Source organism: Mesotoga sp. Brook.08.YT.4.2.5.2., from assembly GCF_003351125.1.
Taxonomy (GTDB): domain Bacteria; phylum Thermotogota; class Thermotogae; order Petrotogales; family Kosmotogaceae; genus Mesotoga.
Genome location: NZ_JPGZ01000023.1, coordinates 1 through 24,396, shown reverse-complemented (window position 1 = coordinate 24,396; position 24,396 = coordinate 1). Strand labels below are relative to the sequence as shown.

The following is a 24,396-nucleotide window of genomic DNA, read 5'->3' as shown; positions in this document are numbered from 1 at the left end:
CTCTACCCTCATTCTATACTCTCTACTTCCTCTCTTATGACAATACACGAGGATGACCAAAGCAAGAAAAGGCTGTCATCCCGTAGAGCCTGCCCTGCTGAGCGCCTCTTCAGTCATCCCGTGATGCACCTGCACGGGATCTGCTTTTTCTCCCTAGTAGTCCCGAATAGGGTTTCTCTCGAAGTGAAGCTTCATCTCAAACTCAAAGCGTCTTCTCGCTCAAAGATCCGCTGTACGCTTAAAAACGGTGAACCCGCTGAGCGCTGTGGAGAACCGTCCTTCGTGAAGAACGGTTCTTCGTTCCGACGCTTCGCGTCCAGGTTCTTCGTTCTTGGTCAAGCACATCTCGTCTGAACCTGATTCAGAATCTCGATCTAAGATCAGTTACAAGTGGAGAACCGTCCTTCGCTGAGACCCAAGCCCAGATCCTGAACAGGAGCACTTCAGGATGACGTGAAGGACTGTCATCCCGATATGAAACTGATCGGGATCTTGAATGTAAAAGCGAAAATAGGGACTGACAGGCTCCTTATGTCTGTCCCACTTTTCGCGTACTGGAAGAACAGTTTTTTAGCTTTTGCTTTTATAACATGCAGCGTGACACTTGCAACTGACGGACTTCTCGCAGGACGGCGGACCGTTGACCTTCAACGCAGTGTTCGTCAGCGCTCAGCGAAAAGCGGGCTTTGTTGCCTCCTGCCGAAGGCGGCATTGCGACCTGGCGTGGTCTTCGCCAGCCTTGCGTCCCGGCATGATCCTTTGCCGGCATTGCGTCCGCCGATGCTTTTCGGCGCCTTGCGTCTAATCAATTAGGATTACTTCCCGACGAAGTCGGCCTGGCCTCCTGCCGAAGGCAGCCTTGCTGCCTTGACCACATTCTCAAACTAACGGACATATTCATTGTGTCATACAATGGAGGCAAAGTATGATAAGTACTATGACACATGATATAATATTTTCTGGGAGGGGATCGATATGCTGGACGGGAAAGCTTTGGGCTCTAGATTAAAGGAAATACGAGAGAAAAACTCAATAACCCAGAGTCAGCTGGCAGAGTATCTCAAGGTAGATCAGAGTTACATCTCGAAATTTGAGAGCGGGCAGCGACAGATCTCCATGGTTTCTCTAGAAAAGCTTGCTCATCTTTTTGGTCTGCCTGTCGAATCCTTATTGGAAGAGCACGTCGACTGCGAACAGACGCCGTTTGCAATGAGGGCAAGAGAGCTGGCATCTGAAGACCTAGAGTCAATCGCTGTCATAAACCGGATTGCTCTTAATTTGATTGACATGCAGAAGTTGTCGAAGGTCGAGCTAGAACATGCCTGAAGATATCCGGATAAATGCAAATGCCCTTTCACTGAGAAGACAACTTGGAGAAGACCCCTACTCTCCAATCGACATTTTCGCTGCATTAGGCAGTATTGATGACCTAACTCTTGTCTACTACCCTCTGGGCAAGAGAATCAGCGGAATTTGCCTAAGAGCTGAGGACAACAAGATAATAGTTGTCAATTCTGAGCAAACATATGGCAGGCAGCGCTTCACTGCAGCTCATGAACTCTGCCACATCTATTTCCACGAAGATCTTCATAAAGTGATCTGCCCTTTCGCCTTCGATGAAAAAGACCCTGCCGAAATTGAAGCAAACAAGTTTGCATCTTATTTCCTGGCACCGTACGAATCATTAAGAGAATTCCTTAGCAAGCGTATCCAGAAGAGCGGAAGGATTTCACTCGAAAACGTAGTCGAGACCGAGCAGTACTATGGCTTAAGCAGACAGGCAACGCTAATCAGACTGATGAAGGAAGGATATATTACGGAAGAAGAAGCGTCTGAAATGCAAACTGGAGTCATCAAATCCGCTCAGGGGTTAGGTTATGATGTAACCCTCTACAAACCCTCTTCTGAAGAGAAGAAGACAATGACTCTCGGAAAGTACGTGAAGCTTGCGGAAGCACTGAGAGAGAGAGAAGCAATCTCCGAAGGACTTTATGAACAATACCTCCTCGATGCTTTCAGGCCAGACATAGTATACGGAACTGCAGAAAACGAAGAGAGATATGATTGAACAAATATTCTTTGATACTGACTGCATCTCTTCATTCTTGTGGGTCGACAGAACTGGCATACTGCTCAATCTCTACGGAAAGCAGATCATCCTGCCAGAACAGGTATTGGATGAGCTTTCAAATCCAAGCGTACGTCATCTGACGACCAAAGTGAATCACTTACTGTCTCAGAATCAAATCGGAACGGAGAAAATACTTGTCGGCACAGAAGAATCAAAACTCTACTATATGCTCACAAGAAACCCGCAATTTGGGCAGAAACGCATAGGAAGAGGTGAGGCTTCTGCAATTGCATTAGCAAAGACACGAAAAGGAATACTGGCCAGCAACAACCTGAAGGACATTCAATACTACATTGAACTGTATCGACTCAGGAATCTTACAACTCCTATGATTCTTCGCAATGCATTATTGAGAAGATTAATCGATGAAACTGAAGTCAATACTATTTGGGTTAAGATGATAAACAGAAGAAGGAAACTTCCCAACGCGACGTTTACCGATTATCTCGAATCACTTAAGTGAACGTGAAGAGATTGCCACCTCGCGTCTGTACCGTTTTTCGCGACCTCTCGCCCTGAGAGCCGCTGTACGCTTTAAAACATGGTTCGCCGTTGACCGTTCAAGATCATGAACCCGTTCACCGCTAAGACCATTCGATCGAGAAAGAGCACTGTCGAGACGTTCGCTGCGCTCACGAGAAGACGAGAAGCGAAAATAGGGACTGACAGGTTCCTTATGTCTGTCCCATTTTTCGCGTACTCGAAGAACAGTTTTTTTTAGCTTTTGCTTTTATAACATGCAGCGTGACACTTGCAATTGACGGACTTCTCGGAGAACGGTGAACCGATAACGGACAACCATTTTCTTATTCAACTTGCACCTTGGAACTTGCAACTGTCGTTCGGAGGACGGTGGACCGTTGACCTTCAACGTAGTGTTCGTCAGCGCTCTGCGAAAAGCGGGCATTGCGACCTGGCGTGATCTTCGCCAGCCTTGCGTCCCGGCATGTTCTTCGCCGGCATTGCGTCCACTGATGCTCCTCAGTGCAATGCGTCTGATCCTAGAGCGGTTTTCATCCCCGCGAAGCGGGCATTGCGACCTGGCGTGATCTTCGCCAGCCTTGCGTCCCGGCACGATCTTTGCCGGCCCTGCGTCCGCCGATGTTCTTCGGCGCCTTGCGTCCCCGGACGTTTCTCCGGGCATCACTTCCCCGCGCTTTTAGGTATAATTAGATGAAATGCAACTTATAGTGTGGTGACGTATATGGCGCAGATCAACTTTGACAAGTTCAGACTTAAAGACATACGGATCGCTGGATATAGGCCATTCAAAGATTTCCGAGTTGGTCTTACCAGTCTTGAGGTATTGATCGGCGCAAATGCGTCTGGAAAATCAAGCCTGATGGAATTGTTGCGCTTTCTGCGTAATAGTGCGTACCAGGAAATACCATCGGAGATAATCGAGGGATCTTCAGGAATGAGGATTTTTCACATCCCAGGTGAAGACCGCATCGAATGGGCAGCGTCGATCGATGCAGGTTTGAGTGCCGATGTGGTTTATTCTGGAAGAATAGTTGGTCCCATGGGTTCTATACGAGTCGACCACGAAAGAGTTGAAACTTCCAGGCCGTTATCCACGAAGTACGATCAGCCGTTTCTATACATGGAGTTGAGAAATGGTGAAGGGATGATTTACGAACCGAGCCACAAAAAACTGCAAGAGCAGAAGATCAAGCTTCTAAAGGCAAATCAGCTGGCAATAAGCACGATGAACAATCCTGGACTCTTCATGCTATATAATCTGCGTGAGTACATTCAAAGATGGAGGTTCTATAACTCCTTCGGAATAAGTAACGAACAGCTCAGGCGTCCCTCCATTACTGAACAGGAACCGATGCTTCATGAGAACGCTGGCAATTTGAGTGCAGTACTTCTTTATCTACAGACAGAGTACCCAGAGACCTTTGAAAAATTGAAGTTCTATCTTGGGCTGATGCTGCCCAGTTTCAGAAATATCACTGTTAAGGCTAGAGGGGGGCCTGGCCAAGTTATGGCATTTTGGTCAGAGGGCTCCGTTGGAGAAGAACTGACATTGGCCGATCTTTCGGATGGAACACTAAGGATACTATGTTGGACCCTCATATGTGTTCACCCATTCCCACCAACTCTTGTTTTTGTTGACGAACCTGATCAAGGAATCCATCCTCGAGTGTATCCGATTTTGGCCGAACTATTCAAAAAGCTTAGTGACAAGACGCAGGTTTTGCTCACTACTCATTCATCATATTTCCTTTCCATGTTCGATATTGAGAATATTCTTGTGCTGAAGAAGGAAGATGGCGACATTAAATCATTCAAGCCGTCAACTTCACAAGCCCTCATCGACAATCTCAAAGAATTCGGAGATCAGGAGCTAGAGATAATGCACCGATCCGGGGAGTTTGAGATGATAGGAAAATGAACCAACTGATAGTCTATGTCGAAGGAGAGTCTTATAAACTCGCCCTGACGACACTCTTGAAGCCCTTAATTGATAAGAAGAACTTAGAAGGCATCGCTATAGAATTCGCAAGTGTTGGTCAGTCGGGCAACATGTCGAACAACAAGAGGGCACTATTGGTCAAGTATCCGAAAAAAGCGTATTGGATCATAAAGAATAACAGGGAAAGTGCGGTAGCTTTGTTGCCTGACCTCTATCCATACAATGTTGGGGTTCCTCACGCGAATTACTCGCAGTTGCGCGAATTCGTTCTGAAGTCGTTTGGCTCTTTGCTTTCCGCTCATGAAGAGGATTTTATGAGCAGGTTCGAAGTGTTCTGCTTCAAACACGATCTTGAGGTCTTGTTACTTGCGGCTTTTGAACAGCTTCAAGAACACCTTGGAATAAGCATCCACGAAACATGGAAGAGAGAAGTGGAAGAACAGGATGACAACAATCCTCCCAAGAAAATCATCCAGAGTCTCTTTCGAAAAGCGAAGAAGCGATACGGGGTAACAACGGCTGCTGAAATACTCAGAAATGCATCATTGGAAGACATTCGCTCGAAATGCCCTCAGAGCTTTGCTCCATTTGTAGAATACATAGAGAAACTTACGCCCTGAATCGACAGTCATCATTGCAAGAATCAATCCACTTATATGGTCATCCCGTATCGCCTGCTCTGATGTGCACCTGTTCAGGGCACCTGCACGGGATCTCGCCCTGAGAGCCGCTGAACGCTTAAGAACAAGGACCCGCTGAACGCTGACGAAGACAACGTTGTCGGTCAACGGTCCCCCGTCATCCGAGAAGAGCATTTCAAGAGACTTATAGAGTTTATCGGTTTTTGCTCTACGACTCGCTACTTGTCACTTGCAACTGTTTCAAAGACCGAGATCCTGGCCAGTAGCACGCCAGGATGACCCAAAGCAAGAAAAGGCTGTCATCCCGATATGCAACTGATCGGGATCTCGAATGTAAGAGCCGCTGAACGCTTTTAAACATGGTTCGCCGTTGACCGTTGAAGATCATGAACCCGTTCACTGATAAGACCGTCGAGAAAGAGCACTGTCGAGCCGTTCGCTTCGCTCACGAAAAGACGAGAAGCGAGAATAGGGACTGACGAGCTCCTGACGTCTGTACCGTTTTTCGCGTCCTCTCGCCCTCTCTTTCTCTCTCCTCTTCCCGCTCTTCCGAAGGACGGGTTTATGCTCCTGGACGAAGGTCGAAGGACGGCTCTCTGCACACTCTTATGAAGGAAGAACTGCTCTTGTTCTCAAAAATGGAGTCCCTATTTTTCCCATAAACAACCAACGAAGAACAAAGCTCCTAGCTCTGGAACGAGGAACTTGGGCGCAGCGCGCCGGAACCGCTCTTTCGCCCTTGAGAAAATGGTGTCCCTATTTTCAACCGAAAGAAAGAAGAAACGGATAGTTATAAGTTCATAACTTCCTGCGAAATGTGGCGCTTAAGCGCGAGAAGCTCTTTTGGAGCAGTAGATTGTTCATGCTGATAATTCCCAATTTTCTTGGCCAAGTCGAGATCCATTTCTTCTGAGGATGCGTACTTTTTATTGACAAGATATCCCCTAAGCATTCTGAAGATTTCCTTCCCTGAGAACTCAGCCTTCCAAGTACCGCTTTCCAGATAACCTTTAGTCAATTCAATGCTGTTGTCGATCAGCTCTCGGATCTTTTCCTTGTCTATGAAACTGTGAACTCGACTCTCGATTTCCGTGAACCACTTCTAATTTACAATATACTCAAGAACCGCTTTTCTAGATCCAATGTTAAGTCCCGGGAAGGAGGGGAAGTCAGCTACCAAATGACCTCTAATTATTGATATTGTCCTGCAGCATGAGAACCACCAGAGAAGCTCTTCGGCAAATCTAAACGCTCTTTCCGCTATCTCATCTACGTTTCGCTCTTGGAAGAAGTCAGTTGACGAATGACTCAAAGCGTCTTAATCAAGAAGATAGTTCTCTATTTCAAATACCGGTAAGATAAAGACTGCTTCATTAGATAATACTTGGATCCAGCTATCATAATTGCTCGTTCCAAAGTCACGATCGATAAGGCCAAATACGTTTCTAAAGCCCGCAGTCCTAAGATCGTGAGTGACAGCTCTGACAGATTCTCTTCCATAAGCAACAAGTATATAGAAGTACTTATCATCTGGTTGCCAGATCCGTATCAAATATTCCTTAGTTAGGACGTCCTCGACAAGAAAAACTACAGGTGCGGTCAGCAACAACGACTCGAGTTCAATTGAAACAGTTTTCACTTCAAATAATTCTTTCCCTTCAATTTTATTCGCGGATCATCCGGCTGTAACAATGTGAAGCGCTGATAGCTCATCGCTGAATCAAGAACTTCTTTTGAATGCGTGGCGCAAATAATCTGTGTCTTGGGTAATAGCTTTCTCAGCACCCTTAACACAACACGATGCCAGGTTGAATGGAGATGTAATTCCGGCTCGTCGATGAAAAGAAAATGTGTATCTGTTTCCCTTGTTGCAAACCAGCCTATCATAGTCAATACTTCGATTTCTCCGGAGCTAAGAGCGTCCACAGGAATCAACCCTCCAGTATGGACATCCCTAATGAAAAGATCAAAACCTTCATCTATAGACTCGCTGACAGGTCTAACTTCAAAACGGTTCTCACTTTCCGGATAGAATTCCCTCCAACTATCATTTATCAACTGGAAGACCGTGGGTTCGATATCTGAAAACATCCGCTGAGATTCAAAAGCTCTTCTTGCTCTCAAGTTTATAAGATGCTGCTTGATTAACCAGAGGCGGTTCTGCTCAGTAGCTTTTGGACGCTTTCCCTTCTTTCCAGCAGTAATCGGGAGACTCCCCATCAGCTTAGGCTCACGCCACGAAGAAAAATACTCAACACCAATGCCGTGAAGAGTGCGAGATATCTGCTTTTCTCGACTCTTCGAGGAAGCCACGAGTTTTTCTCCTGAGTCCATTTGCAGAAAAATCTCGAAATCTGCTGCACCTGATCTAATGTCACTGTCTGTTCTCTCTCCAAATAGATCGCTTCTCCCCAGAGAGAGAAGGCAGGCTTCCAAAACACTCGTCTTTCCAGACCCATTAGGGCCAGCAAACACGGCTAAATCAAGAGAATTTCCAGATGGATTAACAAGATCAAGCTCAAGTTCTTCAATCCCTCGGAAGTCTTTTATATGGATTCTCTTTATATTCATCTAGACCGCCTCTCGTTATCTGCCATCACACAAATTATATAACAACTGCTACGTGAGGTAGAACACTAGTAGCTTTTACTGATCATCCTCAAGATCAATCGAGAAAGAACATTTTTGAGACACTCGCTGCGGCTCACGAGAAAGCTCCAGTTGATACGTCAACCGTTGACGGTTGACCTGAGAGGCTTTCTTCGCAGCAGCATCACTTCCCGACGAAGTCGGCCTTGCGTCCCCGGACGTTTCTACGGGCATTACGTCTTATTTCCCAGTGACTGGTTCTTCTCTCTTCTCTCGTGAGCGTAGCGAACCTCTCGCCAACGCTCTTTATTGATCTATTTCGGAGGACGGTGGACCGTTGACCTTCAACGCAGTGTTCGTCAGCGCTCAGCGAAAAGCGGGCTTTGTTGCTTCCTGGCGTGATCTTCGCCAGCCTTGCGTCCCGGCACGATCTTTGCCGGCATTGCGTCCGCCGATGCTTTTCGGCGCCTTGCGTCCACTGATGTTCCTCAGTGCAATGCGTCTGATCTTAGAGCGGTTTTTCATCCCCGCGAAGCGGGCCTTGCGACCTGGCGTGATCCTTGCCAGCCTTGCGTCCCGGCACGATCTTTGCCGGCATTGCGTCCACTGATGTTCTTCGGCGCCTTGCGTCATATCTTCTCTCTAGTGTTCTTCGCCTTCAGATACTTACTCATAGCAACTATCTTATGTGATAGATCTTCGATTCGTTTATGTAAAGAAGAAAAGTCTTCTTCTGATAGATAAGCAATTTCTCGAGCTACGTAAAGCTGAGTAGTCAGTTCATACAATGAACCTCTAGCAGTATTGAGAAAATGAACGAAGTCCTTTGCGGTTGATCTTCCTTTACCTTCAGCAATATTGGAGGGAACAGAAACCGCTGCTCTTCTTATCTGATCGGTAAGGCAATAAACCTCTCTTCTTGGGAACTTTTCGGTGATAACATACACATCCTTTGCAAGTGAGACTCCGAGTCTCCAGATTTCAAGATTCTCAATATCCATCATCTATCCTCCTCATAATAAGCTGAGGATAATATATCATCTGAAGAATCCCCCCTTCAAGTAGGTGTTTTTTCGTTCATCTTCTATGTTCTTAGCTTCCTGCCGAAGGCAGCCTTGCGTCCCGGCATGTTCTTTGCCGGCATTGCGTCCCGGCATGTTCTTTGCCAGCCTTGCGTCCGCCGATGTTCTTCGGCGCCTTGCGACCACTGATGCTTCTCAGTGCAATGCGTCTGATCTTAGAGCGGTTTTTCATCCCCGCGAAGCGGGCCTTGCGACCTGGCGAGGTCTTCGCCAGCCTTGCGTCCCCGGATGCTTTTCCGGGCATTGCGTCCGCCGATGTTCTTCGGCGCCTTGCGTCTAATCAATTAGCATCACTTCCTGAAGTTTCTTCGACAGTTCTTCTCAACCGTTCCGGCGAGTGTGATAGAATTTCCGTGAGGTGATACTATGCAAGACCTAGAAAACGTTATACAAGCATTGCGTGAAAGCCTTCCCGAACTAAGAGATCGTTTTTCTGTTTCGAAGATAGGGGTTTTTGGTTCGTATGTGAAAGGAAATCAGAACGACGCCAGCGACGTTGATATCTACATAGAGTTTGATAGGGTGCCTGGTTTAAAATTCATGGAGCTCGCGGAGCAGCTTGAACGAATCGTACGAAAGAAGGTTGATTTACTAACTCCTCGTGGATTGAAAAGCATACGAAACGCCAGAATTAGGCACGATATAGAGCAGTCTATAAGATATGTCTAGGAGAGAAATAGCTGAGATCCTTGAGGATATAGTCGACAGCATAGAACGAATCACAGCCAATGTAGACAATATGTCATATGATGAATTCATGGCAGATTTGAAGACTCAGGATGCAGTAATCAGAAACATTGAGATAATAGGAGAAGCAGCAAAACAACTTCCATATACCTTCACAGTAGCTCACAGCGATATTCCTTGGAGAGCACTAGCTGGAACAAGAGACCGGCTGATTCACGACTACTCAGGTGTCAACTATGACATAGTGTGGGCGGTTATTGTGAGTGACTTACCTTCTCTTCGAGCGAGGATACGTGAAATACTTCAGACTGAGGAAAACTGAAATGAATTGCCGAACATGATCTTTGCCTGTCGAGCCTCAATCCACAAGTTCGCGAAAGACCTTGCTTTTCTCCCTGTTCTTCGTAGTCTCGAATAGGGTTTCTCTCGAAGCGAAGCTTCATCTCAGACTCAAAGCGTCTTCTCGCTCCATCGCTCTCGGTTCAAGAACGAGATCCTGGCCTGAAGCGCGCCAGGATGACCCAAAGCAAGAAAAGGCTGTCATCCCGATATGTAACTGATCGGGATCTAGTTCCTTGAAAAACGGTTCCGAAAACCCGTTGAATACTTTGAAGAACCAACGAAGCGAAAATAGGGACTGACCGGTTCCTTTGGTCTGTCCCATTTTTCGCTGGAAGAACAGTTTTTTTTTAGCTTTTGCTTTTATAACATGCAGCGTGACACTTGCAACTGACGGACTTCTCGGAGAACGGTGAACCGATAACGGACGACCATTTTCTTATTCAACTTGCGTCTTGGAACTTGCAACTGTTTGCGTTTTTCGCACCCAAAAAGATCGAGATCCTGGCCAGTAGCATGCCAGGATGACCTGAAGAAAGAGTATGGTTCCCCAATGAGCCTGCCCTGATGAGCGCCTCTTCAGTCATCCCGTGATGCACCTGCACGGGATCTCGCCCTGAGAGCCGCTGATCGCTGCTAAAGACAACGTTGAACCAACAAAAGCTTCCCCGCGAAGCGGGCCTTGCGTCCCCGGACGTTTCTCCGGGCATTGCGTCCTGGCATGGTCTTCGCCAGCCTTGCGTCCACTGATGCTTCACAGTGCAATGCGTCTGATCTTAGAGCGGTTTTTCATCCCCGCGAAGCGGGCATTGCGACCTGGCGTGATCCTTGCCAGCCTTGCGTCCCGGCATGTTCTTCGCCGGCCTTGCGTCCGCCGATGCTTTTCGGCGCCTTGCGTCTAATCAATTAGCACCACTTCCTGCGCAGCAACATCACGTCATGAATTGATCGCCGACGCCCTTCGGCGCCGTTTGCACTAAGGCTTTCTGCTATAATACAATCAGTTGGCTACAAGGGGGTGAGCTAGTTGGAAGGCGCCATAAAAAGACTCACACTCACCAATTTCACGGCATTTCGAAAACTTGATCTGGAGTGCTCGCCTGGAATAAACATCTTAATTGGATCCAACGCAACAGGCAAAACTCATATCTTGAAGTGCATCTATGCGTCTTGCGATATTACGCGAACCAAAGAGGACTTTGCAAGCAAACTTCTGAGAGTCTTCCTGCCTTACGGAATGAAACTTGGTAGGCTGGTGAGAAGGCAGCAGAGAAGCAGCCGCGCATCAATTGTTGTGGAAAACATGAAAGAGAACAAGATTGAGCTTTCCTTTTCTAACCACGTCAAAAGCTCTTCGTCGGCTAGTGTGAAGGGGCAGGAAAAGTGGTTGAAGACGCCCATTGAATGTGCATACATCCCGGTAAAAGAGATGCTTGCGCACGCACCGGGTTTTAGATCACTGTATAACAGCAGAGAGATTCATTTTGAAGAAATCTATCCAGATATCATCGACAGAGCTTACAAACCTATTTTGCGAGGGCGCGTCGATCAAGATCGACAACAGATTCTGACTTTGCTTCAGGACTGTATGGATGGAAGAGTGACGGTGAAGGACGAGGAGTTCTTCCTAAAGAACACACAAGGAAACCTCGAGTTCTCTCTGCTTGCTGAAGGTTTGAGAAAGTTAGCGCTTCTGTGGCTCTTGATCCAGAATGGTACCTTGCTGGAAGGCTCCATTCTCTTCTGGGATGAACCAGAGAGCAACTTGAATCCAGAAATGATAGCTTCAGTTGTGGGAATTCTGCTGAGACTCCAAAGACTAGGAGTGCAGATATTTCTCGCTACCCATGACTATGTAGTGCTGAAGCAGTTCGATCTTCAAGCCGAAGAGGAAGACAGGATCAGATACCACTCCTTGAAAAGAAAAGAGACAAAGGAGATAGTTTGCGAGAGTGAAGATAGTTACGATAAATTGGGTTCGAATTCAATATTGGCTACATATGAGAAGATGTACCACGAACAGATTATGAAGACAATGGGTGTTCAAATTGACTCGATACCTTGAAGGCGGTTATGAATTTGACTTCGGAGCAGTCCAAGTAGAAAAACTGGATAGTGAGGGGCGATCTCTGCCAATTGGTATGTCATTCGTTGATTTCGTAGTCTACGAAGAATCTAGGACGATTCTGATCGAGGTCAAAGACCCATCCCAGAAGGGAGCAACGGCCAAAGAGAGAGAGGAATTCCTCAGACAGATTCAGCAAAACACACTCATAAACGAGTCGCTGGTCCCAAAAGGAAGAGATTCCTACACCTATCTTCATCTTATGAACCAAATCCGGAGAAGATTGTTATATATAGTCATTCTTGGAATGGAGAAATATGATGAAAGTTTTGATTCTGCGCTCATCTTAGGGTTTCAGGATCGTCTAAGACAGAGATTGAACAAAGAAACGGAAGTCCCGTGGAAAATCAAGTACATTGATGACGTACTTGTGCTGACAACAGAAAAATGGAGTGAGGTCTTCCCAAACTATAAAATAAGTAGGCCGGGAAATAAGCCTACATGAGAAACATTTCGCTACGAACGACTACTGAGCATAGCCTTGAACCGGAAGATCCAGTTTTCGCGGGACGACAGAAGAACCGCTGAACGCTTAAGAGCAAGGACCCGCTGATCGCTCTAAAACATGGTTCGCCGTTGACCGTTCAAGAGGAAAGATCTGTTCTTCGTTCCAAAGCGAGGATCTGTTCTTTGTTCTTGGCCAACCACCAACCACGTATCACCAATAACCGCTCTTAGCGCCAAGCTTCATCTCAAACTCAAAGCGTCTTCTCGCTCCATCGCTCTCGGTTCAAGAACGAGATCCTGGCCAGAAGCGTACCAGGATGACGTGAAGGACTGTCATCCCGATATGAAACTGATCGGGATCTCGAATGTAAGAGCCGCTGTACGTTGGAGAGAACCGCTGAACGCTAAAAAACGGTGAACCCGCTGAACGCTGCTAAAGACAACGTTGAACCAACAAAAGCTTCCCCGCGAAGCGGGCATTGCGACCTGGCGTGGTCTTCGCCAGCCTTGCGTCCCGGCACGATCTTTGCCGGCATTGCGTCCGCCGATGTTTCTCGGCGCCTTGCGTCTTATTTCTCCAGTGACTGGTTCTTCTCTCTTCTCTCGTGAGCGTAGCGAACGTCTCGACAGCGCTCTTTCTCGATTGATCTTATCGGAGGACGGGTTTACTCGGAGAACGGCGGACCGTTGACGGTGGACTTGAGATGCTTCCTGCCGAAGGCAGCCTTGCGTCCCCGGATGCTCCTCCGGGCATTGCGACCTGGCGTGATCTTCGCCAGCCTTGCGTCCCCGGACGCTTTTCCGGGTATTGCGACCTGGCGTGATCCTTGCCAGCCTTGCGTCCGCCGATGTTCGTCGGTGCCTTGCGTCCCCTCACTCCTCACTCAGATAATCGAAGAATGTTTACAATAGCATTGTTAACTAAACCTTGACTCAAGTTCGAATGGAATCTATAATTGACCTTGAAGGCTCTCAGATACCTATAAACATGTCTCTTCGGATTCGAAGTGAATTGGGCGATTGATTGTCAGATGTTAACATATAATCAAATATATTCTCGACTTACAAACCAAGTGTTAAGCTCCAGTGAGTGTCATCCTAAGAAAAACGTAAGTCTGTCTCATTGTATAATTGAATCAGAAGACTGATTATAGTGAACAAGGAGGGGTGAGTGTGGTAGGAAGAATAGCAAGACTGAAGTACTTTGTCGCTTCTTTTCTGTTCGCTGCCCTTTTCTTCATCCAGTCACTTACGCTCACATGGACTCCCAGATTTGCCTTTCAAGCTCTTATACTCAATGTAGCTATCATGCTCGGCATATACGCCTTCAGAGGCTTCGATAACTCAACAACATACTCTCTAATCTCATGCATCGTCTCATACATTTCAGGAACGATCCTCGGCATTCTCTTTGCCCTCATCCCGATCATCCTTTTCACTCCAAGGCTCCCGAGGCTGACATTCGGCGTAACGGCTCTCGTTGCAGCCTTAGTCTTCCCGCTTCTCTCATGCATGATGATGAGATATTCGATTAAGCGTCTTCCCCCGAGAAGATATCTCGTCATAGGCAAAGAAGAAGAGCTCGCCCCAATCCTCGAAGAAGTCGAGAAGGCCTCGATGGGCAAGTTCGAAATCTACAGCTATATGAACCCGACAGCCGCTTCCCTCATACAGGCCATAACATTCGAAGAGACAAAGCCTTTCGATGCGATATTGATCGGGGATCCAAAGCTTGCAGAATCAGTTCAGCCAGTGTTGAATGAAGCGATCACTAATAGAACCTCTATAGAGTATTTGCCTACTCTGGTGGAAAACTCACTTCACAGAATACCAGTGGAGATCATTGAAAGATTTAAAGACTACTATCAGATCGTATTTTCTGAAGCCAGGATTTCGAGAAGAATCAGGGTGGCTGACATCATCTTTTCAGGTGCACTCCTTGTTCTCTTTTCTCCGTTCATACTTTTCAGTATCTTCTACATATTGATCCGCGATGGCAGACCGATCTTCTTCAATCAGCCGAGACATGGCTTGAACGCGAAGATATTCAGAGTGTACAAGTTCCGCACAATGGATGACCCGAAAGATGGAGAGGACAAACCCGTTACGACTAAGAGCGGGAAACTGCTGCGAATGACCCGACTCAACGAGATTCCTCAGCTCTTCTCCGTTCTCAAAGGCGATATGAGCATAGTAGGCCCCAGGCCGGATATTCCATCGACCTATGAATACTGTACCAGAGAGATACCTTTCTACAGATTCAGAACGAAAGTAATGCCCGGGATAACGGGACACGCCCAGGTTGTATATAGATATGTTGACAAACTAGAATACGAAACCTTTGCCAGGAGGCTTTCATATGATCTATACTATGTTAAGAACTTGGACTTCAGGCTGTACCTGGCTACTATGCTTCGTACAGCAGAAGTAATGATCTTTCGAAGGGGTGCTAAATAGTGTCGAAAGTCTTGGTATCGAACGTGGAGAAATGGCTAACGCCTCATCTGGAAAGAGCCTTCCAGATAGACTATACAGAACAGCTAAAACACCCGAATTACAGCAGTTTCGATCCGGATATTCCTTACATAATCGGTTTCGAATACATAGGAGAATTTACGGATATCGGTTCTCTTGGCGATGTGCTCACACTTGCAGCTCAGTCAAACAAACTCAAGACGATCGTCTATCTCTCTTCCTACGGAGTGTATGCTCCCAAAAAAGGCCAGTTCAAAGAGTCGGATGTAGTGTGCCCGAAGAACTTCGTAGGAACAAGAGCCGCGATCCTTGAAGATATACTCGTCTATCTAGCAAATAGATATTCTCTCGATCTTACGATCTTGAGACTATTCAACCCTTACGGCCCGTATCAACTATCGCCTTATGTTGTTCCGACCGTCTTAGAGAGAATCGCCTCCTCCGGAACAGTCAACATAGGAGATTCAGAGAAAGTCCGCGACTTCTTCTATATCTCCGATCTCATAGATTTGATTAGTCTCATCCTGGAGAAAGATCCCAAAGGAATTGACATCTTCAATGTAGGCTCGGGCAATCCAATATCTATCAGCACACTTATTACAAGAGCACAGGAAATAACCGGCGGCGAATGCGACGTCCTCTTCGACGCCACAAAGCTCCGCGAAGAATACGACTACGATTACGCAGTTGCAGACATAAGCAAGATAAAGAAAGAGCTCGGCTGGGAGCCGAAGGTAAGCCTCGAAGAAGGCCTTGCGTTGACTTATCAGTGGATACTGGGCAGGAGCGGTAAGTAGTGTTCAAATACGGATTCATTATGGCCGGAGGACAGGGCAAGAGACTTAGGCCCTTAACCTCCGCTATCCCCAAGCCCCTGTTGCCTGTCGGTGACAAGCCGATAATCCAGCTGATAATCGAACACATGAAAGAATTCGGAATAGTAGATATCTTCGTATCTGTCAACTACAAGAAAGAGATAGTAAAGAGCTTCCTTCGCGACGGTTCGAGATACGGAGTAAACATAACCTATATCGAAGAGATCGAGCGCACGGGAACGGCAGGCTCTCTCTCTCTTCTTCCGGATGACTTTGATGACAAGATCATCGTCTCCAATGGCGATCTCATATGCGATGTCGATTACGAAGTTATAAACGATCTGCTTAGAGAATACGATCTAGTGCTTACAGGAATAGAAAGAAAGATACCTGTCGATTTCGGCGTTCTAAAGACAAACGGCACACCAGAGCTAATAGACTGGGAAGAAAAGCCGAATCTCCAGTACATAATAAACGGAGGAATCTACGGCATCTCGAAAAAAGTGATAACCTATATAAAGAACAACATACCGAAACACCAGTACATCGACATGCCCACCCTCTGGGGAATGATGAGAGACAACGGTATGAAACTTGCAGTTCATGTTCACAATGGCAGTTGGCACGATGTCGGAAGAATGGAAGACTATATGGCTTTGACGAGTAACGGGGAGGAAGGCAATTGAAAGTACTCGTGACCGGAGCCGGAGGTTTCATAGGCTCGCATCTAGCAGAATATCTTGTGAAGAAAGGCTTCGAAGTCAAAGTCTTCGTCCGCTACAATTCGAAAAACAGCTGGGGCTGGCTCGAAGAATCACCCTACAAAGACAAAATGGAAGTCTACACCGGCGATATAAGAGACTTCGATTCAGTAAAAGACGCGATGAAGAATATAGACGTCGTCTTTCACCTCGCAGCCCTTATAGGCATCCCTTACTCTTATATCTCTCCTCTGGCATATATAAAGACGAATATCGAGGGAACTTACAACGTACTCCAGGCCGCAAGAGAGCTAAAAACACAGAAGGTGATCCACACATCCACGAGCGAGATATACGGCACGGCGCAATACGTCCCGATAGACGAGAAACACCCGGTCAACCCGCAGTCTCCATACGCGGCGACAAAATTGGGAGCAGATCAGCTGGCCTTGACCTTCCACCGCTCTTTCAGCCTGCCCGTCTCCGTCATTCGGCCATTCAACACCTTCGGCCCGAGACAGTCGGCCAGAGCCGTGATCCCCACGATCATCTCCCAGCTACTTGCTGGAAAAGAGCGTATAAAGCTGGGCAACCTTGAGGCCACAAGAGACATGAACTACGTGCTCAACACCTGCGAAGGCTTCTACCAAGTGGGCCTTAACGAGAGAAGCACAGGAGAAGTTATAAACCTCGGTTCGAACAGAGAGATATCCATAAAAGACCTCGCGCAACTGATCGCGGGCCTTATGAACAAAGAACTCAAAATAGAGATAGACGACGGGAGAATAAGACCGGATAAAAGCGAGGTCGAAAGGCTCCTCTGCGACAGCTCCAAGGCAAAAGAGCTGACAGGCTGGGAGCCAAGATATTCACTGGAAGAGGGTCTCAAAGAAACGATCAAATGGCTAGAGAATAACATGGCGTACTATAAACCCGACATATATAACGTGTAGGTGATGTAGATGGATACGATATTCCTTGATGCACCAAACCTCGGAGAACTTGAAAAGCAATACCTGCTCAAATGCGTTGACTCTACGTTCGTCTCAACTGCAGGACCGTTCATACCCGAGTTCGAAGAGAAGTTCGCCAAATACGTCGGCACAAAGCGCGCTGTCTCTACCCAAAGCGGCACAGCCGCAATTCACCTTTCACTTAGCGAGCTAGGAGTAGGCCCGGGAGACGAAGTCATAGTTCCCGTCATCACGTTCATCGCCTCCGTCAACCCGATAACCTATGTCGGCGCCACACCGGTCTTTGTCGATATTGATCCCTCCAGCTGGAATATGATACCGGAGCAGGTCGAAAAGGCGATAACGAAAAACACAAAGGCCATACTCCCCGTCCACATATACGGTAATCCCTGCGATATGGACGCGATAACGGAGATCTCCGAAAGACACGGCATTCCTGTAATTGAAGATGCAACCGAAAGCCTCGGCGCCTCCGTCCACGGAAGAATGGCAGGCACCTTTGGCTCTATGGCCTGCTTCTCCTTCAACGGAAACAAAGTAATCACCACAGGCGGTGGCGGAATGATAACCACAAACGATGAAAAACTTGCCGACCACATGAAATTCCTAGTCAACCAGGCCAGAGACGAAAGTAGAGGCTACTACCACCCCGAGATCGGCTTCAACTATCGCATGACGAACCTCGAAGCCTCGCTCGGCCTCGCCCAGTTCGAAAGACTGCCCGATTTCCTCCAGAAAAAAAGAAGATACATGGAAATATACAGAGAGATACTCACAGGCGTAAAGGGAATAGAGTTCCAGCAAGAGTATCCAGATTCTATAAGCTCCTGGTGGCTCTCCTCTATTAAGATAAACCACCCGACAAAGGACATCCCTCAGATCCAGAAGGAGCTCAAAGAAAGGGGAATCCCCACCAGAAGGATATTCGTCCCTATAACCGAATTCCCTCCGTACCGGAAATACAAAAAAGAAGAATATCCCAACTCATACGAACTGTACGAAAAAGGCCTGAACCTCCCAAGCTCTACGCTCAACAGCGAAGAACAGGTGGAAAAAGTCTCAAGACAATTACTAGAGGTTCTAAGTGATTAGCGGAGGAAGTTATGAAACTGTCTAAAGCCTTGAATCAAAGACTACACAAGTTGCTAGAAGAAGATACTTCGGTTCTCTTGGTTGGCGAGGACATTGCTGAACCATACGGAGGAGCGTTCAAAATAACCAAAGGGTTATCTGCTAGTTTTTCTGATCGAGTTATCAGTACTCCAATGAGCGAACAAGGGTTCTTAGGAATGTCAATCGGAATGGCTTTGAGGGGTTTAAAACCAATTGTTGAAATAATGTTTGGTGATTTCTTAACATTGTGTGCAGATCAGCTCATTAACCATGCTTCAAAATTCGTAGATATCTATGAGAGAGATGTTCCATTAACTGTAAGATTACCCATGGGAGGATTCAGAGGTTATGGCGCCACGCATAGTCAAAGTTTAGAAAAATTGATGTTTGGCATTCCAAACATCACCATTGTGGCTCTATCTATTCTCGATAGCCATGCTTCAGCTCTGCGAAAAGCAGTAGATAGGCGCCATCCTACTTTGTTCATAGAAAATAAAACTGACTACGCTCGTGATGAATTCGATGAATCAGTATGGAACAAGAAATTCATTAAGAGAAGCATCATAATGGCAGAAAACTACAACACTTATAATCTTAGTATAGTAGATCAGAACGTAAACCCTTTGGATACAGTAATTGTTACTTACGGTGGAATGGTTACCCTTGCACTTGAAGGATCGTGGAAGGAATTCATTGAGCAAGAGCTAGTTTCCGAAATCATTGTCCCGGAACTTATTTCGCCGCTTGAAGATAAATTCATCGAATATGTTGGTTCTAGATTACAGGCAGCCAAAAGGCTTGTTCTTCTTGAGGAAGGCTGGGGATCTTTTGGTTGGGGAAGTGAAGTAATAGCGAGTCTGGCGCAAAAAGGGTACCTGGAAGGAAAGATAATCAAGAGAGTCTCTTCAATATGCAAGAATATTGGTGCAGGTCTAGAATATGAGCATTCTGTTTTGCCCACTATTAAGAGACTGGAAAATTCGCTATATGACGGGTGAATCATGGAAAGAGTTGAAAGATTGTACGAAATAATGTATCTAATAAGAAAAACCGAAGAGAAAATCGAAGAGCTTTTCAGTGAAGGAATACTTCGAGGAACTACCCATGGCTATATAGGCGAGGAAGCAATAGCAACAGGTGTGCTTGAAAACATAGATCTGGAAAGAGATATTGTTACTGGCACTCATAGAAGTCACGGTCATTATCTAGCTTTGACTGGTGATCCATTTCCTCTTATTTCCGAACTCATGGGATTAAGAACGGGTGTAAACTCGGGGAAAGGGGGGAGCCAGCATTTATCTCACAAGAACTTCATCACGAATGGAATCACTGGTGGTATGACACCAATCGCAGTTGGAATGGCCTTTGCTGAAAAACTGAACAAAAGCAATGCCATTACTATCGCTTTTCTGGGCGATGGAGCAATGAATGAAGGATATGTAATGGAAGCACTTAATCTATCCGCGGTATATGAGGTTCCCATTCTCTTTGTTCTTGAGAATAATGGATATGCAATGAGTACTAGAGCAGATAAATCTTCCCGTGGAACTTTCTCAGAAAGAGTGAAGAGTTTTGGCTTAGGATATTCATTTGTTGATTCTAGTGATGTTTTGAAAATTGCCGACATCGCCAATTTGCTTGTTGCTGATTCCAGAAGCTGCAAACCGAACTTTCTTGAGGTAAGAACCCACAGATTCTGTGGCCATTCTAAGAATGATAAAAGAGAATACATAAGTAGTCATGAAGATGAAGAATGGAAGAAGAAGGATCCAATAAGCAATCTGGAGGTAGCCTATCCACAGTACGATTATTCTGCAATTCGTTTAATCGTTGAAAAGAAGATAGAAGACGCTTGTGATAAAGCGCGAAGGGTCATTTCTGAAGGTGAATCATATGGTTGAAGTATTGGCGGAAAAACTGAATACGAATGATGAGTCGATATTTATTGGAGAGGTCTATATAGCATCTGAGACAGAGATACGAGCGGGCCAGATCATCATGACTATAGAGGGAAGTAAAGGTACTAAAGATCTTTACTCAGAGACTTCTGGTTTGGTTTTCATAAGAGTTAATGAAGGTCAGGAAGTGTCAATAGGATCATTACTGTATATAGTCTTCGATAACATCGATGAATTCGAAAATTACAAGCTTCTTCAAGAGAATAAGAGAGAGCAGAATAGCGATGTAGAATACAACGTGACAGAAAAGGCTAGAAAACTTATTGCCGAGAAGAAGCTGGATGTAGACAGAATTGCTAAATTCACAGGAAAGGCCACCATCACTTCGAAGGATGTTCTTTCATTTATGCAGAGAACTGAACATTCTCTCATACCAAGAAAAGCGAACAGTGCAAGGTTCAGGTATGATCTCGAAAGAGTCCTGGTTATTGGGGGAGGATCTGCAGCTGACGTGCTGATAAATGTAATCTCCTTATCGTCAGATAAGCTTATTTGGGTAGTTATCGACAAAAATAATCCATGCAGTTATCCTGAAGTAAATACATTGACAATGGACGATGAGGAATTCCTAAGATCTTTTGATAAGGAATCGTTTGATAGTGCAATAATATCGATTGGTGATCTTGGAATTAGGAAGAAACTCTTTGAACTCTATAGTTCTTTCGGGATTTCTTTTACAAACCTAATTCATCCCACAGCATTGTTAGAGAAGGGCGTAAATATCGGGAAGGGCAATTTCATTGATGCTCATTCCAGAATTGGTGTTTTCAGTATTATCGGTAATAACAACTGGATAGCTGCCAAGGTAAACTTAGATCATCATAATGCACTAGGTGACTCGTCTCTACTTGGACCTGGGGTAATGACTTCAGGATTGGTAAAAATAGGGTCTGGTTCATTAGTAGGAGCTGGGGCTTCAATAATACCATCAGTTGTTATTGGCGATAATTGCTTTGTTCCCGCCGGCTCTGTGATTGTTAACGATATTCCAGATGGAACGAGGATGAGAATTAAACCTTGAGATTTGTTTTGCTGTAATTGGTTAGGATATTTGAGGCATAACAGACTTTATTCGCTCTTGACAAGAACTTAAGCAGTTCGAAATGATCAAGGCTGTTTCTTGAGAAAATCTGTGAGTTTGGTTCTAGCAGTTGAATGTTATTAAACGATAGAAACCACTGCAAAGTAGTGATCTCTATCTTAAAAAGGCTTAACACATTCAACATCGCAGGCATCTCGGATCTGAAAGAAAACCTTGGAAAAGAAGTACTGGGAATAGAGACCAGATACACGGATGATCAACTGCTAGAGTTACATGATAGAGGTATCATATGTGCTTTTGTCACTCTTGGAAGCGTGGGCAATCCAGATAACAGGATAAGACTCTTTGAAATGCTCAAACAGATAGGATTCCAGATCCCGGTTATTATCTCTAGAGACGCAATAGTTGACGAATCGGTTGAAATAGAAGAAGGCACAGTAATAATGCCGGGAGCTATAATTAACCCTGAACAGAGATCGGCAAGAACTGCATCATAAACACCGGAACAATCATAGACCACGATTGCTTGATCGGAGACCACGCTCATATTGCGCCTGGTGTAACCTTGAGCGGCTCAGTCAAAATAGGCACGGGATCTCATATAGGAACTGGGGCATCGGTAATACACGGTATAGAAATAGGATCTAGGGTCATCGTCGGCGCAGGCAGTGTTGTAGTTAATAGAATACAAGACAATAGAAAGGTAATGGGATTACCGGCGAGAGAAACAACACTTAAATCTACACAACTATGTGAAAGGTTCTGGAGGAATGAATAAATATTGTCAGTAGAAAAGAGCAGGAAAGCTATATATGTCGCATCGATTTTTACCCATTTTCGCGCATTTCATATTCCTTTTTTGAGAATGCTTCAAGAAGAAGGATTTGAAGTCTGGGCAGCAGCAAGAACTACAAATGAAGCTGATAGAAAAGAGCTTGAAGCAATTGGAATAAAATGCGTTGAGGTTCCGTTCTCTAGAAGTCCTTATAGCGTCTCCAATTTCAAAGCGTACAGGATGATGCGAAAGCTATTTCGAGAAAACCATTTTGAGCTTATTCATGTTCACACACCTGCGGCAGCCTTCATAGCGAGAGCCGCAGCCCGAGGAACAGGTCAAGGAAAGGTCATATACACCGCTCATGGTTTTCATTTTTACAAAGGTGCACCACTAAAGAATTGGCTCATTTATTGTACTGCTGAAAAGATAGCCAGAAAATGGACAGATGTCTTGATAACAATTAACAAGGAAGATTTCGAGAATGGAAAGAAACTGGACTATAAGGAGAACAGATCTCTATTTCTAACTCATGGTGTTGGTGTAGACATAGGAAGGTATCAATTGCCCGAAGAAGTGAGAGCCGCTACTAGAACAATACTAGGAATAGACAAGGAGAGTGTAGTATTCATTTGTATTGGAGAGTTGAATAAGAACAAGAACCAGAAATGGCTTCTTGAAGCGTGGAAGGAGATTGACAATGAAGATTGCATTCTACTCATTGTTGGTGATGGGAGACTTCGAAGTGAGCTAGAGGCTTTTACTAAGAACCTGGAGATCAAAAATGTTCTGTACTTAGGATATAGAGAGGATATCCCAGAGTTGCTTTCAGCATCAGATGTTCTGGTCTCTGTTTCAAAAAGAGAAGGACTGCCAAAAAACGTTATGGAAGCTATGGCTGCTGGCAAGCCTGTAATCGGGACAAATGTAAGAGGTACTCGAGACTTGGTGAAACACGATGAGAGCGGCTTACTTGTTGATCTGGGCAATTGCGAGCAGCTTGCTAATGCGCTTCAAATGCTGTCGAAAAGCAAAGATCTCAGAGAAGCTTACGGCCTGAGGGCTAGAAATCTGGTAGAAGCGTACTCTGTTGAACGGGCTATGGAAGAGATCAGGGGAGTTTATACTGCTTCGAGGAGCTGATACCAAAGGTTATGCTCACATATTCTGAAACGACCTAGAAGATGAGATGTGGCACATTAGGCGGATTGGCTTTCGCAAGTTTTGCAATGATGGGCGCGTCCTGTAACCAATCTGAAGACTTCTTGGGTGCAGCATTTATCGCGGAGAGTCTTTTGTGGCCTTCTTACTCTTGTAAGGCTCTATACCTCACCCTAACTTGTAGTATTGCGAATGTGCTGAGAAGTAACTAGGATTGAAGAGCCGTTGCATGGAAAGTGAACAGTACCTTTCCGACCTCTAGCTTTGAAGCAAGAGCATCGACAGTATCCTTCTTTTAGAATGAGAATCATTCTGTGTGCGCTGTAAACATCAGACCTCTCACTAAGAAGCGAAGCAAGTTGAACTAACAGTGGCTCGATCGGAGCATTCGACAAACAACTAGCATTGTCGGTTCTTCATTGGAAGTTCAAGAATATGTTCTCTAGAACGTCAGATCTGTTGGGCGATTTTAGAATTGGCGAGCAATTGAGAGAATGAGCGATCTCTGATGAAGTCAATCTACATCCGGTGCTTCGATTCTCAAAGTGTTACGCAAGGGGAGCAGTTTTTCATGGGTTGCAGGATACTGTCGGATTTGATGAGTTGTGCTCGAAGAATCAAAGAAAATGCGTGGAATTTTGTGGACGTTGGAATAACGTTCGTTGAGGTAGACTATTGTTTTATCACACTGTACTCATCACTAAACTGAAGTTCCCCGACAGAGAATGAATGAAAGGCTTTCTCAGAGAGGAAAAAGACACATGAACGTAGTGAGAGTGTAGACAGTGAATAGTCAATTTGTAATTGACTTTGCTCTTTTCTTTGTGCTATCATTCTGTTATGAAGAGCAAACCTAAAGGCCTCTATTTAGCTAAGATTGCGAGTAAGTACAAGGATAGAGAATACTTCACTTATCTTC

The 24,396-nt window shown here is 45.6% G+C and carries 23 protein-coding genes; 20 read left to right on the top strand and 3 right to left on the bottom strand.

Annotated features, from left to right (window positions below; genetic code table 11):
• Positions 1 to 975: 975 nt before the first annotated feature.
• The 5 genes from Q502_RS06195 to Q502_RS06175 all read left to right on the top strand — a co-directional run bounded on the left by Q502_RS06195 (position 976) and on the right by Q502_RS06175 (position 5,173).
• Positions 976 to 1,326: a helix-turn-helix domain-containing protein gene (locus tag Q502_RS06195; RefSeq protein ID WP_102819119.1), complete on the top strand. Its 351-nt coding sequence runs from the start codon at positions 976 to 978 to the stop codon at positions 1,324 to 1,326.
• Positions 1,319 to 2,068 (top strand): ImmA/IrrE family metallo-endopeptidase, encoded by a 750-nt coding sequence (locus tag Q502_RS06190; RefSeq protein ID WP_102819118.1) that lies wholly within the window; start codon positions 1,319 to 1,321, stop codon positions 2,066 to 2,068. The genes Q502_RS06195 and Q502_RS06190 overlap by 8 nt, the downstream gene beginning before the upstream one ends.
• Complete coding sequence (locus Q502_RS06185; RefSeq protein ID WP_102819117.1) at positions 2,061 to 2,594, top strand: hypothetical protein; 534 nt, start codon at positions 2,061 to 2,063, stop codon at positions 2,592 to 2,594. Before Q502_RS06190 ends, Q502_RS06185 begins: the two co-directional genes overlap by 8 nt.
• A 741-nt stretch (positions 2,595 to 3,335) precedes the next feature.
• Positions 3,336 to 4,532: an AAA family ATPase gene (locus tag Q502_RS06180; protein ID WP_102819116.1), complete on the top strand. Its 1,197-nt coding sequence runs from the start codon at positions 3,336 to 3,338 to the stop codon at positions 4,530 to 4,532.
• Positions 4,529 to 5,173 (top strand): DUF4276 family protein, encoded by a 645-nt coding sequence (locus tag Q502_RS06175; protein WP_102819115.1) that lies wholly within the window; start codon positions 4,529 to 4,531, stop codon positions 5,171 to 5,173. The genes Q502_RS06180 and Q502_RS06175 overlap by 4 nt, the downstream gene beginning before the upstream one ends.
• Before the next feature lie 1,339 nt (positions 5,174 to 6,512).
• On the opposite strand, the gene Q502_RS06160 is transcribed toward Q502_RS06175, so the two are convergent.
• The 3 genes from Q502_RS06160 to Q502_RS06145 form a co-directional block, all read right to left on the bottom strand.
• The gene (locus Q502_RS06160; protein WP_180977941.1) at positions 6,513 to 6,833 is read right to left on the bottom strand and encodes a DUF4435 domain-containing protein; all 321 of its coding nucleotides are present in this window, start codon (positions 6,831 to 6,833) and stop codon (positions 6,513 to 6,515) included.
• Positions 6,830 to 7,765 (bottom strand): AAA family ATPase, encoded by a 936-nt coding sequence (locus tag Q502_RS06155; RefSeq protein ID WP_102819110.1) that lies wholly within the window; start codon positions 7,763 to 7,765, stop codon positions 6,830 to 6,832. Before Q502_RS06155 ends, Q502_RS06160 begins: the two co-directional genes overlap by 4 nt.
• 647 nt (positions 7,766 to 8,412) lie before the next feature.
• Positions 8,413 to 8,784, bottom strand: coding sequence for a four helix bundle protein (locus Q502_RS06145; protein ID WP_102819108.1), 372 nt, complete (start codon positions 8,782 to 8,784; stop codon positions 8,413 to 8,415).
• Positions 8,785 to 9,231: 447 nt separating this feature from the next.
• Between Q502_RS06145 and Q502_RS06140 the strand changes: the two genes are divergently transcribed.
• The 15 genes from Q502_RS06140 to Q502_RS06075 all read left to right on the top strand — a co-directional run bounded on the left by Q502_RS06140 (position 9,232) and on the right by Q502_RS06075 (position 23,459).
• Positions 9,232 to 9,534, top strand: coding sequence for a nucleotidyltransferase family protein (locus tag Q502_RS06140; RefSeq protein WP_102819107.1), 303 nt, complete (start codon positions 9,232 to 9,234; stop codon positions 9,532 to 9,534).
• Positions 9,527 to 9,874, top strand: coding sequence for a DUF86 domain-containing protein (locus tag Q502_RS06135; protein WP_102819106.1), 348 nt, complete (start codon positions 9,527 to 9,529; stop codon positions 9,872 to 9,874). The genes Q502_RS06140 and Q502_RS06135 overlap by 8 nt, the downstream gene beginning before the upstream one ends.
• 1,044 nt (positions 9,875 to 10,918) lie before the next feature.
• On the top strand, positions 10,919 to 11,956 hold the full coding sequence (locus Q502_RS06130; RefSeq protein ID WP_219724939.1) for an ATP/GTP-binding protein: 1,038 nt from the start codon (positions 10,919 to 10,921) through the stop codon (positions 11,954 to 11,956).
• Positions 11,931 to 12,461 carry a hypothetical protein gene (locus Q502_RS06125; protein ID WP_146028920.1) on the top strand — a complete coding sequence of 177 codons (531 nt, stop codon included), beginning with the start codon at positions 11,931 to 11,933 and terminating at the stop codon, positions 12,459 to 12,461. The genes Q502_RS06130 and Q502_RS06125 overlap by 26 nt, the downstream gene beginning before the upstream one ends.
• Positions 12,462 to 13,636: 1,175 nt before the next feature.
• Positions 13,637 to 14,920 (top strand): sugar transferase, encoded by a 1,284-nt coding sequence (locus Q502_RS06120; RefSeq protein ID WP_102819103.1) that lies wholly within the window; start codon positions 13,637 to 13,639, stop codon positions 14,918 to 14,920.
• Entirely contained in the window at positions 14,920 to 15,735 is an 816-nt protein-coding gene (locus tag Q502_RS06115) for an NAD(P)-dependent oxidoreductase (protein ID WP_180977940.1), read from the top strand. Before Q502_RS06120 ends, Q502_RS06115 begins: the two co-directional genes overlap by 1 nt.
• Positions 15,735 to 16,439 carry a sugar phosphate nucleotidyltransferase gene (locus Q502_RS06110; protein WP_102819101.1) on the top strand — a complete coding sequence of 235 codons (705 nt, stop codon included), beginning with the start codon at positions 15,735 to 15,737 and terminating at the stop codon, positions 16,437 to 16,439. Before Q502_RS06115 ends, Q502_RS06110 begins: the two co-directional genes overlap by 1 nt.
• Positions 16,436 to 17,407 (top strand): NAD-dependent 4,6-dehydratase LegB, encoded by a 972-nt coding sequence (locus tag Q502_RS06105; protein WP_102819100.1) that lies wholly within the window; start codon positions 16,436 to 16,438, stop codon positions 17,405 to 17,407. The genes Q502_RS06110 and Q502_RS06105 overlap by 4 nt, the downstream gene beginning before the upstream one ends.
• Positions 17,408 to 17,416: 9 nt before the next feature.
• The gene (locus tag Q502_RS06100; RefSeq protein ID WP_102819099.1) at positions 17,417 to 18,520 is read left to right on the top strand and encodes a LegC family aminotransferase; all 1,104 of its coding nucleotides are present in this window, start codon (positions 17,417 to 17,419) and stop codon (positions 18,518 to 18,520) included.
• Between the two features lie 11 nt (positions 18,521 to 18,531).
• A complete protein-coding gene (locus Q502_RS06095; RefSeq protein WP_102819098.1) occupies positions 18,532 to 19,539 on the top strand; it encodes an alpha-ketoacid dehydrogenase subunit beta in 1,008 nt (335 codons plus the stop codon).
• Between the two features lie 3 nt (positions 19,540 to 19,542).
• Positions 19,543 to 20,442 (top strand): thiamine pyrophosphate-dependent dehydrogenase E1 component subunit alpha, encoded by a 900-nt coding sequence (locus Q502_RS06090; RefSeq protein ID WP_102819097.1) that lies wholly within the window; start codon positions 19,543 to 19,545, stop codon positions 20,440 to 20,442.
• Complete coding sequence (locus tag Q502_RS06085) at positions 20,435 to 21,520, top strand: hypothetical protein (protein ID WP_102819096.1); 1,086 nt, start codon at positions 20,435 to 20,437, stop codon at positions 21,518 to 21,520. Before Q502_RS06090 ends, Q502_RS06085 begins: the two co-directional genes overlap by 8 nt.
• A 167-nt stretch (positions 21,521 to 21,687) precedes the next feature.
• Entirely contained in the window at positions 21,688 to 22,038 is a 351-nt protein-coding gene (locus tag Q502_RS14385) for a hypothetical protein (RefSeq protein ID WP_220084957.1), read from the top strand.
• Positions 22,017 to 22,319 (top strand): DapH/DapD/GlmU-related protein, encoded by a 303-nt coding sequence (locus tag Q502_RS15055; RefSeq protein WP_374704137.1) that lies wholly within the window; start codon positions 22,017 to 22,019, stop codon positions 22,317 to 22,319. Before Q502_RS14385 ends, Q502_RS15055 begins: the two co-directional genes overlap by 22 nt.
• A gap of 3 nt (positions 22,320 to 22,322) precedes the next feature.
• A complete protein-coding gene (locus tag Q502_RS06075) occupies positions 22,323 to 23,459 on the top strand; it encodes a glycosyltransferase family 4 protein (protein ID WP_219724936.1) in 1,137 nt (378 codons plus the stop codon).
• The last annotated feature ends 937 nt before the right edge of the window (positions 23,460 to 24,396 follow it).